Genomic DNA, 12,738 nt, shown 5'->3' on the forward strand with positions numbered 1-12,738 from the left:
CGAGAGGACGGCGCCGGGTTTCCGATGGTGCGAAACCGCCGCAGCCGCTTGCCAAGTCCCCCCGATACGGGCTTAAAGCATCGCTCCGCAGTTTCGCCTAGCAAGAAGGGGCCGTGAATGGGCCTTTTTAAATCAATCTTCACCTGGTGGGACGGTCCGACCCTCGGCACCCGCTTGTGGTCCTCTCGCAATGGAGAGATGGTCGGCACCGATTTGGCCGGGAACCGCTATTATCGCAAGGCGGCGAAGAACGGCATGCGAGAGCGCCGCTGGGTAATCTATTCCGGAGAGAATGAAGCCAGCCGCGTTCCGCCCGAATGGCATGGCTGGCTGCATCGCACTCTGGAGGCGGTGCCGGACCCGCAGGCGGAGCGGCGGCCCTGGTTGCGCCAGCACCAGCCCAACCTGACCGGCAGCGCGCAAGCCTATGTGCGCCCCGGCGGCCTGCCCACGCTCGGCACTGCACGGCCGCGCACCACCGGCGATTACGAGGCCTGGTCACCCGACGAGGATGCAGCGTGAACCAGTTGTTTCGGCAGAATCTCGTCGAGGCGCTGATTGGTGCCGGCGTTCTGTTCATCGCTATCGTTGCAGCGCTGGTTTTCTATCAGCGAACCAGCGCACAGGTGGGCGAGGACATGTATGAAATCGCGGCATTATTTGAAAATGCCGCAGGCGTGGCGGAGGGCACGGACGTGCGGGTTTCCGGCATTACCGTCGGCAGCGTCGTGGACCAAAGTCTTGAAGGGGAGTTCCCGTTCCGGGCGCGCCTGCAGCTTGCCATTGACGACCGCTATCATTTGCCGGCCGATTCCTCGGCCTCGATTACGTCGGAGGGCATTCTGGGCGGCAATTATATCGCACTGACGCCCGGCGGCGATCCCGAAGAGTTACGGGACGGCGACGAGATCCTCGATACGCAGGGGTCTGTGGACATGCTGGGCCTGATCGGCAGCTATATCAACAATAGCGGCGAATCTGCACCGGCGGCTTCATCGGGATCGGGCGGCGGCGCAGATGACGGCGGGTTCGGCGTGTTGGAGGAAGATTTCGGCGCGCCGGAGAGTGACGGGCTGGAAGATGATTCGCTCTAGTCTGATTCTCGCCGCCCTGTCCCTGGCGGCTCCTGCAACAGCGCAGACCACACCGCCGGCCGGGGCGGAAGCAGCGGAAGGGCCCACGCCCATGGCTGAGCGCGTGGTGACGATCGGTATTCTGGACAAGGTCAGCCAGTCCACCGAAACGATCGAGAGCAATCCCGGCAAGGCGGTTACCTATCGCGGTCTAACGATCAATGTGCGTGCCTGCGAGGCAACGCCGCCATGGGCCGACCAGGAATTTATCGGAGGTTTCCTGCAGATCGACCATCAGCCCAGGCCCGGCGCGCAAAAGGCGCGGGTATTTTCGGGATGGCTCTATGCCAATACGCCGTCGCTAAACAGCTTCGACCATCCCTATTATGATGTCTGGGTCAGCGCCTGTAATATGGACTGGCCGGACACCGGACCCGACACCATCGTCGTCAACTGATCGAAATCCGCCTCTGTCGACAGGGCCGAGGCCAGATAGGTGCGGTACGCGTCGCGCGGTACCTCCGTCGCGCCAAAGCGCGCCAGATGGTCGGTCAGGAACTGGGTGTCCAGCAGCGTGAAACCGCCGGTACGCAGCCGCGCAACCAGATGGGCGAGCGCCGCCTTTGACGCGCCGGATACGCGAGTGAACATGCTTTCGCCGAAAAAGGCGCTGCGGAGGCGCACACCGTAAAGGCCGCCCACCAGTTCACCATCCTGCCAGCATTCGACGGAATGGGCATGGCCGGCGCGATGCAGCTCCCCATAGGCGGCGCGAATGTCGCCATTTATCCAGGTGCCCTCATCCCGCGCGGCACAGGCACCGACCACCTCGCCAAAGGCGGTGTCGACGCGATGTTCGAACCGATCCTGCCTCAGCAGCTTTGCGACGCTGCGCGGCAGGTGAAAATGGTCCAGCGGCAGGATACCGCGCAGTTTCGGCTCCACCCAGAAAACATCGTCATCCTCTGCACTGTCGGCCATCGGAAAAACCCCGGCGGCATAGGCCCGCAACAGCAGTTCGGGATCCAGGCGCTCTCTCGCCTCCGGCCTGTCGGGCGCGTCACTCACTGGACAGGGAAACCCGGGCGCCGGCATGGCGGTGGACGCGTCCCGCCAGCTCCAGTTCCAAAAGCACTGTCGCAACCGTGGCGGGCGGCATCCCCGCCAGGCGTACCAGTTCGTCGACCGGAACGGGGGTCAGCGACAGCAGCGATTCGATCTGCACGCGCGCGCCGTCATCCGGCTCCTCGACGGGTGCCGCCATATAATCGAAAAGGCCCGCGCGGACGTGCGGGATATCCGCAAGTGGCGTCAGCGTTTCGATGATGTCCTCCACCGACTGCACCAGGGTTGCCCCGTCCCGGATCAGACCATTGCATCCCCGGGCGCGCGGGTCGAGCGGAAAGCCGGGCACCGCCATGACCTCGCGACCCTGCTCATTCGCCATGCGGGCGGTGATCAGGCTGCCGGAACGCGGCGCGGCCTCCATCACGACGGTGCCGCGGCTGAGGCCGCTGATGATGCGGTTGCGGCGCGGGAAATGGGCGGCGCGCGGTTCCATGCCGAAGGGCTGCTCTGCAATGACCAGGCCGCGCGCGTACAGGTCCTCGTGCAGGGCGTCATTTTCACGCGGCCATTTGACGTCGATCCCGCCCGCGATCACGCCGATCGTCCCACCGTTCAGCGCGCCGACATGCGCCTCTGCATCGACGCCGCGCGCCAGCCCCGACACGACCACCATGCCCGCTTGCGACAGGGCTTGCGCCAATTCGCGGGTGAACCGCCGTGCGGCAGCGGAGGAGTTGCGCGCGCCCACCATCGCGACGCACGATTTGGCCATCAGGGCGGGATTGCCACGCACGCTGATTACCGGCGGGGCGCTTTCGATTTCGGAAAGCGGCACGGAATAGTCCTGATCGCCGACGAAGATCATCTGCGCGCCCGCCTGCGCGGTCAGCTCCATTTCCCGCTCCGCATCGGCGGCGCTGGCGGGTGTCAGGCTGCGCCCGCCGCGCCTTGCCAGATGCGGCAGAGCCTCCAGCGCGGCATGCGCACTGCCGTAGCGCGCGATCAATTGCCTATAGGTGACGGGCCCTATGCGGGGGGTACGCGCCAGCCGCAGCTTGGCCAGCCGCTCCCGCTCCACCCCGGAGGCCATCAGGCTTCTTTCGCGCCGATCTTCGATTCGGTCCCCGCGCGCAGGCGCAGGATGTTTGCCTCATGCTTTGCGATGACGAGCATGGCCATGCCGCCCAGCAGCAGTGCCGCATCCCAGCGTCCGCCCAGCAGCGGTACCAGCGGCGCGGCCAGGCTGGCAAAGATGCCCGCCAGCGAAGAATATCGCGTGGCCAGCGCCGTCCCCAGCCATACCAGCGCGAATACCAGACCGATCTTCCACCCCAGCGCGAGCGCGATGCCCAGCATGGTGGCGACGCCCTTACCGCCGCGAAATGCCAGCCAGAAGGGGAAAAGGTGCCCCAGAAAGGCGCCCATGCCGCCCAATATTTCCCCGCCCATGGCATATTCACCGCCCAGCCACACGGCCAGCGCGCCCTTGCCGATATCCAGAAGCAAGGTCGCGATCGCCAGCCCCTTGCCGCCGGCGCGCAGCACGTTGGTGGCGCCGATATTGCCGGAACCGACGGTCCGCACATCGCCCTTCCCGGCCAGCTTCGTCAGTATCAGGCCAAAGGGAATGGCGCCCAGCAAATAGCCAATGACCAGCCAGAACCAGGGTGAGGAGATGAGGCCAATGGGCATGCCTAGCCTCATATGTTGTGGAGGGGGCGTTGAAAAGAGCAGGGTGCTTAACCTTGCCGTCGCCACTGTCGGCTCTATATGCCGCCGCCAGGGCCTATGAGGGAGCGCCGTTATCGCCACTAGTCTCGTGATCGTCGAATCGCCTGCCAAGGCCAAGACGATCAATCAATATCTGGGATCTGATTACGACGTGGTCGCCAGCTATGGCCATGTGCGCGACCTGCCGCCGAAGGACGGCTCGGTCGACCCCGACAATGATTTCGCGATGAAATGGCAGGTCCAGGCGGACCGGTCGAAACAGCTGAACGATATCGCCCGCCGTGCAAAGGCGTCCGATCGCCTGATCCTGGCAACCGACCCCGACCGCGAGGGGGAGGCGATCAGCTGGCACCTGTACGAACATCTGAAGGCCAAGAAGGCTTTGCCGGCAGAGGTTCAGCGCGTCACCTTCAACCAGATCACAAAGGCCGCCGTGACCGCCGCCATGGCCGCGCCGCGGGACCTCGATGGACCGCTGGTCGACGCCTATCTGGCGCGCCGCGCGCTTGATTATCTGGTCGGCTTTACCCTGTCGCCCGTCCTGTGGCGCAAATTGCCCGGCGCGAAATCGGCGGGCCGCGTACAATCCGTCGCGCTGCGCCTGATCACCGAGCGCGAACGCGAGATCGAGGCGTTCAAGCCACAGGAATACTGGACCGTCATGGGCAGCTTCGCACTGCCCAATGGACAAAGCTTTCCCGCGCGCCTGGTAAACTGGCAGGGCAAGCAGCTGGACAAATTCTCCCTGGGCAATGCCGCGCTCGCCAATGAGGCGAAGGCGGATGTGAAGGCGGGCGAATATCAGGTCAGCGCGGTCGAAACCAAACCCGTCACGCGCAATCCCTATCCGCCATTTACGACGTCGACGCTGCAGCAGGAGGCATCGCGCAAGCTGGGCATGTCGGCGTCCGACACCATGCGGACGGCGCAGGCGCTGTATGAGGGCGGGCACATAACCTACATGCGGACCGATGGCGTCGAAATGGCGGGCGAGGCCATCGCGCAGGCGCGCTCCGTCATCGCCGACCGCTATACGCAGGCGCACCTGCCGAAATCGCCGCGCGTCTATAAATCGAAGGCCAAGAACGCGCAGGAGGCGCACGAAGCCGTGCGGCCCACCGACCTTTCCAAGGGGCCGGAGGCGCTGAAAAGCCTGCCGGATGCACAGCGGCGGCTGTACGACCTCGTTTGGAAGCGGACGCTGGCCAGCCAGATGGAATCGGCGAAATTCGACCGCACCACGGTGACGCTGCACGACAGGCACGGCCGTGCCGAACTACGCGCAACGGGACAGGTGCTGGTCTTTCCCGGCTATCTGGCCCTCTACCGCGAGGATGTCGACGACGCGCCCGACGATGATGAGGCATCGGACGACGATCGCCGCCTGCCGAAGATCGAGAAGGATGCGACGCCGACCTGCACCGACGCCAGTGCCGATCAGCATTTCACCCAGCCGCCGCCGCGCTTTTCGGAGGCCAGTCTGGTCAAGCGGCTGGAGGAGTTGGGGATAGGCCGTCCGTCTACCTATGCCTCGATCCTGCAGGTGTTGAAGGACCGCGACTATGTCCGGCTGGAACAGAAGCGTTTCTATCCTGAGGAGAAGGGTCGCCTGCTGACGGCGTTTCTGGAACGCTATTTCACGCGCTATGTCGAATATGATTTCACCGCCGGGCTGGAGGAACAGCTGGACGAGATTTCCGCCGGCGATGAAAACTACAAGGACGTGCTGCGCGCCTTCTGGCGGGATTTCTTCCCTAAAACTCAGGAAATCATGGAGCGTCAGCCGTCAGAGGTGATGGCGTCGATTGATGAGTTTCTTGAGCCGATGCTGTTCCCGCCGAAGGAGGACGGCAGCGATCCGCGCGCCTGTCCGGCCTGCGACAATGGTCGCCTGGCGCTGCGCGGCGGCAAATTCGGTCCGTTCATTGCCTGCTCCAACTATCCTGAGTGCAAATTTACGCGCGAATTCGGCAACCGCTCCGGCGACGCAGATGCCGCGGCGGGAGAATATCCAAAGGAACTGGGCGCGCACCCGGGCAGCGGCGAGGCGGTGTCCATCAGGTCTGGCCGCTTTGGCCTGTTCGTGCAGGAGGGCGAGGAAAAGAAGCCGCCGCGCGCCTCCATACCGAAAGACATCGATCCGGAGTCCGTCGATCTTGACATGGCGGTAAGGCTGCTTTCCCTGCCCCGGATCGTCGGGCAACACCCTGAAACCGGCAAGGATATAGAGGCGGCGATCGGCCGTTACGGCCCCTATCTGCGCCATGATGGCAAATATGCGAAGCTGGCGAACACCGCGGAGGTATTCGAAACCGGTATGAATGCCGCCGTGGTAAAGCTGGCGGAGGCGGCCGCGTCTGGCGGGCGGCGCAAGGCGGCGGAGCCCCTGAAGATCATGGGCGCGCATCCGATTTCAGGCGATGAAATCCGCCTGATGGAGGGGCGCTATGGTCCCTATGTCACCGACGGCAGCACCAATGCCAGCCTGAAACGTGACGCGGATCCTGAGGCGTTGACCCTGGAAGAGGCGGCAAAGCTGATCGACGAACGCGCGGCAAAGGGGCCGGCAAAGAAAAAACGCAAGGCGCCCGCAAAGAAGAAAACGACCGCGAAAAAGAAGGCTCCTGCGAAGACCGCAGCCGCTGCCAAAAAGCCTGCCGCCAAGAAGTCGACCGCGAAGAAAAAGGCACCAGCGAAGAAGAAGCCCGCCGCCAAATCTTCATAAGGGATACCCAAATCTTCATAAGGGATGCGGGTGTAACCCGATGCGAACGGTCAGCTAAGCGGCTCGCGGTAACGGGGAAAGGGCAGACTCCATTCATATCGCATCGCCAGCAGGCGGAGGGTCAAGGCCGCCAGAACGCCGGCGATGGCCGCAGGTTGAAACGCAAAGAAGTCCGATAGGACAACGAATACGCCGCCGCCGAGCAGCGCTGCGCTGATGTAGATTTCCTTCGCGAACAGAATCGGTCGTTCGCCGCAGATGATGTCGCGAATGATGCCGCCGAACGATGCACTCATCGCACCGAAAAGGATAGAGACCAGCGGATGCGCTCCTGCCGCTTCCGCCTTTGCGGCGCCCAGCACTGCAAACAGCGCCAGGCCCGCCGCATCGGCATAAAGCAGCCATGTCATGCGATTGCCGAGCAGCGGCCTGTTCAGCGCTCCGACGATGAAGGCACAGGCAAGGCAGATGGCGATATCGGTCGGCTGCCGTACCCAGGCGACGGGCAGCGCGCCCAGCAGGACATCGCGAATCGTACCCCCGCCGATGCCCGTGACGGTCGCGACAAAGGATATGCCGACAATGTCCATTCCCTTTCGCAGGCCCAGAAGGGCGCCCGAAATGGCGAAGACGGCCGTGCCGATCGCGCTGAGGACGATAAGGGCGATGTCCATGTCGGTGCTGAGATCGATGCTGGTGGCGTCAAAAGCGGTGTCGAGAGGCGGGCCACGCCCCCATGGGGACGCGGCCCTTCCCTGCTCTCAGCCTTGGCGGGGTCCGCCGGAATGGCGCTGCCCGCCGGCGGGCTTGCTGCCCGCGGGCCTGCCGCCTGCCGGCTTGCCGCCGCCCTTGCCACGCCAGCCGCCGCCGGGCTTTCCGGCGCTCGCATGGGCGCCCGCAGGTTTGCGGTTGGAGACTGGATTTGCGCGGGGGCCGCGATCTTCGCGAATGGCCTCGCCCTGGGGCTTGCCGCGCCGATTGCCGCCATTGCGATTGCCGCCGGGTGCGCCGCCGGAACCGCGACGTCGGCCCTCGCCACGATTGCCGCCGCGACCACCTTCATATTCGCCGCCCGACTTTTTCGGGGGCAGCTTCATGCTGTTGACGCGCTCGACATCCGCCACGAAATTTTCCGGCAGCGGGACCATTTGCAGGCTCTGGCGGGTCAGCTTCTCGATGTCGCGCAGATAGGAGCGTTCGTCCTTCGCAACGAAGCTGATCGCCAAGCCATCCGCGCCGGCGCGTGCGGTGCGGCCGATGCGGTGGACATATTGTTCCGGCACATTGGGGACTTCGAAATTGATGACGTGGGACACGCCGTCAATGTCGATGCCGCGCGCGGCGATATCCGTCGCGACCAGCACAGGGCATTTGCCCTCGCGGAATGCCTCCAGCGCGCGTTCGCGCTGTGCCTGGCTCTTATTGCCGTGGATCGCCGCCGCCTTGATGTTCGCCGCCAGCAGGTGACGGACGACGCGGTCGGCGCCATGCTTCGTGCGCGTGAAGACCAGTGCGCGCTCGATCGGCTCACGCTCCAGCATGACGGTCAGCAGCGCCTGCTTCTCGTTCTGATTGACGAGCGTTGCCGTCTGCTGAACCCGTTCGGCGGTGGTGGCGACGGGCGTCACCGCAACCTTTTCCGGGTTGGTCAGATATTTGCTGGCGAGCTCGGAAATGTCCTTGGGCATGGTCGCCGAGAAGAACAGCGTCTGGCGCTTCTTCGGGACCAGCGGCACGATACGGCGCAGGGCGTGAATGAAGCCCATGTCGAGCATCTGATCCGCTTCGTCGAGCACGAGTACCTCGATACCGTCCAGGGTCAGCGCACGCTGCTCCAGAAGGTCGATCAGGCGGCCCGGTGTCGCGACCAGAATGTCGACGCCGCGATCCAGCGCGCGCTTTTGCTTGCCAACCGGGGTGCCGCCGAATGCGGTCTCGACCGACAGGCGCAGGAAGCGGCCATAGGTGCGGAAGCTGACGGCGATCTGCGTCGCCAGTTCGCGCGTGGGCGCCAGCACCAGACAGCGCGGACGGCGCGGCTCTATGCGGGCCGTATTGCGGCTGAAGCGATCGAGGATGGGCAGCGCGAATGCCGCGGTCTTGCCCGTTCCGGTCTGCGCGATGCCCAGAATGTCCTTACCCTGCATACCAAGGGGCACGGTCTGCGCCTGGATCGGGGTCGGCGTCGTATAACCTTCGCTTTCAAGTGCGCGCATCAGCGGCTCGGCGAGGTTCATATCTTTGAAGTTAGTCATGTATTTTATCTTTCGTGCGCACAAAAACGTGCGAGCGCCCGACGCAGCGCCACGAAAGCGGCAGCACGTCACGCGCGGGTGACGTCCCCGCGTGAAACAGGACGTTTGAAGAGGGTGCATCCCAAGGAGGAGCTCAACAGCGGCTATCTCGCCACCGGCGTTTCACGCCGCTCACCCATCATGTTGCACTGCAACACTGATGCTGGCGGCGCATATGGGGGAAGAGCGGCTGTCTGTCAATGAAGCAGTCCGCCCTTTGCAGGCGTACGAACATCTGTTATAACGAACTGATGAACATGCCATTGAAACTTACCAGCTTCGGTAATTCCGTCGGAGCCATCTTTCCGAAGGACGTGCTCGCCCGCCTGAAGGCGGACAAGGGTGACGTCCTTTATCTGACCGAAGCACCCGATGGTAGTTATCGCCTCTCGCCTTACGACCCAGAGTTCGAAGAGCAGATGAAGCATGCCGAGCGGATCATGAACGACGATCGCGACATTCTTCGCGTACTGGCGAAGTGAGCGAGTGGCGCTGGCTGGTCATCCAAACGATCATCGCCTCACACGACCGCCAGCTGTCCGAGCATAAGGGCGGCGAGGGGACGCGGGATCTTGCCTTGCTGGAATCGGCGCTGGCAAAGCCCTTGAACCTGGCCGCCTATGGCTCACCGGATGCCGCATCGCTCGCAGCCTCCTACGCATTTGGTATTGCACGAAACCATCCGTTTGTGGACGGAAACAAGCGCACGGCGTGGATTGCTGCCCGTCTGTTCCTGTCACTGAATGGGGTGTCGATCGAATTTGATAAGATCGAAGCCACGAACATGGTGCTAGAGCTTGCAGCGGGTAAATTAGCCAAGGACGAGGTGGCCGCCTGGTTCCGGGCGCGGATCGTCTCTTGACCGACCTTCCAACCCGAGACGCGATCCTGGAGTTCGTCAAATCGTCCGATACGCCGGTCGGCAAACGAGAGATCGCGAAAGCGTTCGGTGTGCGTGGCGATCAGCGGCGGGACCTGCGCGCGCTGTTGAGCGACATGGCGGACGATGGCGTGCTGGACCTTGGGCCGGGCCGGAAAGTGCACGAAGGCGGCGGCCTGCCGCGTGTTGCTGTCCTCCGCGTGACGCATGTTGAGGATGGCGCCATTTTCGCCGTGCCGGACAATTGGGATCATGCCGATCCACCGCCGCGCGTGCGGGTTCGCGAACAGCGCGGCGGCGGCAAGCGGGCGCGACAGGCCGCGCTGGGCGAGGGCGACCGCCTGCTGGCCCGTATCGAGGAGACCGGGCGGGGTTATAGCGGCCATGTCATGAAGCGGATCGGCCGCGCAGCAGAGGATATGCTGGGCATTTTGCGGCGTGATGCATCCGGCTGGTATCTGCAGCCGACAGACAAGAAAATCCGCAAGACGGTCCCCGTGTCGGATGCCGGCGGCGCGAATGACGAGGAGTTGGTGCTGGCGCGCACGGAGGGTCGCAAGGCAAGCGTGACCGAGCGCCTCGGCGATCCGTTCGCGCCAAAATCCATCTCTCTGATCGCCATTCATGCCAAGGGCATTCCGAACGTCTTTTCCGAGGAGGTGCTGGAACAGGCGGAGCGGGCGGCCGAGATGCCGCTGGGGGAGGGCCGCGAGGATCTGCGGCACCTGGATATCATCACAATCGATCCCGCCGACGCGCGCGACCATGACGATGCGCTGTGGGTAGAGGCGAAGGAGGGGGGCGGCTGGCACGCAATCGTCGCCATCGCCGATGTGTCCTATTATGTGCGCCCCGGCACTGCGCTGGACCGTGAAGCGCGCAAGCGTGGCAATTCGGTCTATTTTCCCGACCGTGTCGTCCCCATGCTGCCGGAGGCATTATCTGCGGGTGCCTGCTCTATCGTCGAGCATCAGGATCGCGCCGTCATGGCCTGCCATCTGGACGTGGCGCCGGATGGCAGCCTGTCCGGCTGGCGCTTTACCCGCGCGGTAATCCGCTGTGCGGCAAACATCGCCTATGAGGCGGCGGCAGACTATCCCGGCATAGAGGAGATGTGGGCCTGCTGGCGTGCCCTGTTCGAGGCGCGCCAGCGGCGCGAGCCGCTGGAGCTGGAGCTGCCGGAGCGGCGGATCGAACTGGACGAGCAGGGCCGCGTAGCCGCCATCGGCCTGCGTGAGCGGCTGGACGCGCACCGCATGGTCGAGGATTACATGATCGCGGCGAACGTCGCGGCGGCAAAGGCGCTGGAGGCGAAGCGATCCCCCGTCGTCTATCGCGCGCATGAAACGCCCAGCGCGGAAAAGATCGACGCCCTGCGGGAATATCTGAAAACGCTGGATATTCCCTTTGCGAAGGGGCAGGTCGTGCGGCCCGCCATGTTCGCCAAGGTTCTGGACAATATCGACGATCCGCTATTGCGCGAGCAGGTCAGTCTGGAGGTGCTGCGCAGCCAGACCCAGGCCTATTACGGCACGGACAATTTTGGCCATTTCGGGCTTTCGCTGGCCAGCTACGCGCATTTTACGTCGCCCATCCGGCGTTATTCCGACACGCTGGTGCACCGCGCGCTGGTGCGCGCCTATCGGCTGGGCGAGGGCGGATTGACCGCGGGCGAGATCGATGAGCTGAGCATCATCAGTGAGCATATCTCGCAGACCGAACGGCGTGCGATGGAGGCCGAGCGCGACACGATCGACCGCTATGTCGCCGCCTATCTGTCGGAGCGCGAGGGCGAGGTGGTTACCGCCCGCGTTACCGGCGTCACGCGCCACGGCCTGTTCGCGACGGTCGATGGCGTCGGTGGCGATGGCCTGCTGCCGATGCGGGCGCTGGGGCAGGATTATTACGAGTTCGACGAGACAAGCCGCACGATCACCGGCGAGCGCAGTGGTGAGAGCTTCACGTTGGGACAAAGACTGGAGCTGCGCCTGGCCGAGGCCAATCCCGTCACAGGCGGCCTTCGCTTCGAACGGCTGGAGGGAGACGCTCCTGCACCGGCGCCGCGCCACGGACGCAAAAAGCCCGCACAGGGGCGCACCGGCAAGGGTGCCGCGCGTAAAGGCAAGGTTGCCAAGAGTGGGCGCAAAAAAGCCGGCCGCAAGCGGGGGAAAAGCTAAGGGGCTCTCCCCCCGGTTTTTGCCGAGCTTCTATCTCAGTTCATAAATGACGGTGACGTCGGCCGTCAGGTCCAACTGACCCGGCTGCAGCTTCGTCGAGGCTTCGGCCTGATCCATTGCCGCGCTCCGCATCATTTGCGGCCTCGGCGGCTGCGGGGCATAATTGCTGCTTTCACTGATCGAAACGATCCGTGCGATCTGCATTCCTGCTGCCTGCGCATAGATATCGGCGCGTGCGCGGGCATTGCGCATCGCGTCGATCCGCGCCTCGTTCATGGCGGTTTCGGAATCCTCCATGCCGAACGTCGGGCCATTGATCTGGTTTGCACCTTCGGCCACCAGCGCGTCGAGCGCTGCGCCCGCATTGGCGATGTCGCGTAGGGTCAGGCTGACCGTATTCTGCGCCTGGTACCCGGTGATCTGCGGCGGCTCATTCTCGGCATAGCGATATTGCGGATTGAGGTTCAGATTGTCGGTCTGGATGTCCTTCTCATCGACACCCGCCGCGGTCAGCGCGGCGATAACCCGGTCCATGCGCGTCCGGTTCTCGCGCATCGCTTCATTCGCGGTCGCCGATTGGGTCACGACTCCGGCGCTGATCGTGGCGATGTCTGGATCCGCCTTCGTCTCTCCCGTGGCCGAGATGGTCAGGAGCGTCATGTCCTTTGCCATCACAGGAACCGAGTCTTGTGCCAGGGCCGCGCCCGCCAGGGGCAGCGTCAAAAGGGTACCTGCCAATGCGGCAATCATCGTGCGTCTCATTCATCATCTCCTTGGGGAAAGTCCCCGA

13 protein-coding genes are annotated in these 12,738 nt (G+C 64.0%); 7 read left to right on the plus strand and 6 right to left on the minus strand.

All coding sequences use genetic code 11. The features are described 5' to 3' along the window. The first annotated feature begins 117 nt into the window (after positions 1 to 117). From ACSMXM_RS11550 to ACSMXM_RS11560, 3 genes are read left to right on the plus strand one after another with little or no spacing between them, the layout of a single operon-like run. Positions 118 to 522, plus strand: coding sequence for an NADH:ubiquinone oxidoreductase subunit NDUFA12 (locus ACSMXM_RS11550; protein WP_460316220.1), 405 nt, complete (start codon positions 118 to 120; stop codon positions 520 to 522). After that, a complete protein-coding gene (mlaD, locus tag ACSMXM_RS11555) occupies positions 519 to 1,094 on the plus strand; it encodes an outer membrane lipid asymmetry maintenance protein MlaD (protein WP_460316222.1) in 576 nt (191 codons plus the stop codon). The genes ACSMXM_RS11550 and mlaD overlap by 4 nt, the downstream gene beginning before the upstream one ends. Then, on the plus strand, positions 1,081 to 1,530 hold the full coding sequence (locus tag ACSMXM_RS11560) for a DUF2155 domain-containing protein (RefSeq protein ID WP_460316224.1): 450 nt from the start codon (positions 1,081 to 1,083) through the stop codon (positions 1,528 to 1,530). The genes mlaD and ACSMXM_RS11560 overlap by 14 nt, the downstream gene beginning before the upstream one ends. Here ACSMXM_RS11560 and aat read toward each other — a convergent pair. The 3 genes from aat to plsY are packed head-to-tail and all read right to left on the minus strand — an operon-like array spanning position 1,458 to position 3,833. Then, positions 1,458 to 2,168: a leucyl/phenylalanyl-tRNA--protein transferase gene (aat, locus tag ACSMXM_RS11565; RefSeq protein ID WP_460316225.1), complete on the minus strand. Its 711-nt coding sequence runs from the start codon at positions 2,166 to 2,168 to the stop codon at positions 1,458 to 1,460. The two genes, ACSMXM_RS11560 and aat, sit on opposite strands and share 73 nt — an antisense overlap. Next, entirely contained in the window at positions 2,134 to 3,231 is a 1,098-nt protein-coding gene (gene dprA, locus ACSMXM_RS11570; protein ID WP_460316227.1) for a DNA-processing protein DprA, read from the minus strand. Before dprA ends, aat begins: the two co-directional genes overlap by 35 nt. Further along, entirely contained in the window at positions 3,231 to 3,833 is a 603-nt protein-coding gene (plsY, locus tag ACSMXM_RS11575; protein ID WP_460316229.1) for a glycerol-3-phosphate 1-O-acyltransferase PlsY, read from the minus strand. The genes dprA and plsY overlap by 1 nt, the downstream gene beginning before the upstream one ends. 127 nt (positions 3,834 to 3,960) lie before the next feature. On the opposite strand from plsY, the gene topA reads away from it, so the two are divergent. Next, the gene (topA, locus tag ACSMXM_RS11580; protein ID WP_460316231.1) at positions 3,961 to 6,597 is read left to right on the plus strand and encodes a type I DNA topoisomerase; all 2,637 of its coding nucleotides are present in this window, start codon (positions 3,961 to 3,963) and stop codon (positions 6,595 to 6,597) included. A gap of 50 nt (positions 6,598 to 6,647) precedes the next feature. On the opposite strand, the gene ACSMXM_RS11585 is transcribed toward topA, so the two are convergent. Together ACSMXM_RS11585 and ACSMXM_RS11590 are read right to left on the minus strand one after the other, a co-directional pair. Then, positions 6,648 to 7,271: a trimeric intracellular cation channel family protein gene (locus ACSMXM_RS11585; protein ID WP_460316233.1), complete on the minus strand. Its 624-nt coding sequence runs from the start codon at positions 7,269 to 7,271 to the stop codon at positions 6,648 to 6,650. Between the two features lie 87 nt (positions 7,272 to 7,358). Next, on the minus strand, positions 7,359 to 8,852 hold the full coding sequence (locus ACSMXM_RS11590; protein ID WP_460316234.1) for a DEAD/DEAH box helicase: 1,494 nt from the start codon (positions 8,850 to 8,852) through the stop codon (positions 7,359 to 7,361). A gap of 296 nt (positions 8,853 to 9,148) precedes the next feature. On the opposite strand from ACSMXM_RS11590, the gene ACSMXM_RS11595 reads away from it, so the two are divergent. Genes ACSMXM_RS11595 through ACSMXM_RS11605 form a run of 3 tightly spaced genes read left to right on the plus strand, consistent with a single transcriptional unit; the run spans position 9,149 to position 11,948 of the window. Continuing rightward, positions 9,149 to 9,373 (plus strand): AbrB/MazE/SpoVT family DNA-binding domain-containing protein, encoded by a 225-nt coding sequence (locus ACSMXM_RS11595; RefSeq protein WP_460316235.1) that lies wholly within the window; start codon positions 9,149 to 9,151, stop codon positions 9,371 to 9,373. Next, positions 9,370 to 9,753 (plus strand): type II toxin-antitoxin system death-on-curing family toxin, encoded by a 384-nt coding sequence (locus tag ACSMXM_RS11600; protein WP_460316236.1) that lies wholly within the window; start codon positions 9,370 to 9,372, stop codon positions 9,751 to 9,753. The genes ACSMXM_RS11595 and ACSMXM_RS11600 overlap by 4 nt, the downstream gene beginning before the upstream one ends. After that, a complete protein-coding gene (locus ACSMXM_RS11605; protein ID WP_460316238.1) occupies positions 9,750 to 11,948 on the plus strand; it encodes a ribonuclease R family protein in 2,199 nt (732 codons plus the stop codon). The genes ACSMXM_RS11600 and ACSMXM_RS11605 overlap by 4 nt, the downstream gene beginning before the upstream one ends. Positions 11,949 to 11,978: 30 nt before the next feature. Here the strand turns inward: ACSMXM_RS11605 and ACSMXM_RS11610 are convergent, their stop codons facing one another. Continuing rightward, a complete protein-coding gene (locus ACSMXM_RS11610; protein ID WP_460316239.1) occupies positions 11,979 to 12,710 on the minus strand; it encodes an SIMPL domain-containing protein in 732 nt (243 codons plus the stop codon). Between the last annotated feature and the right edge of the window lie 28 nt (positions 12,711 to 12,738).

Source organism: Pacificimonas sp. ICDLI1SI03 (assembly GCF_054740865.1).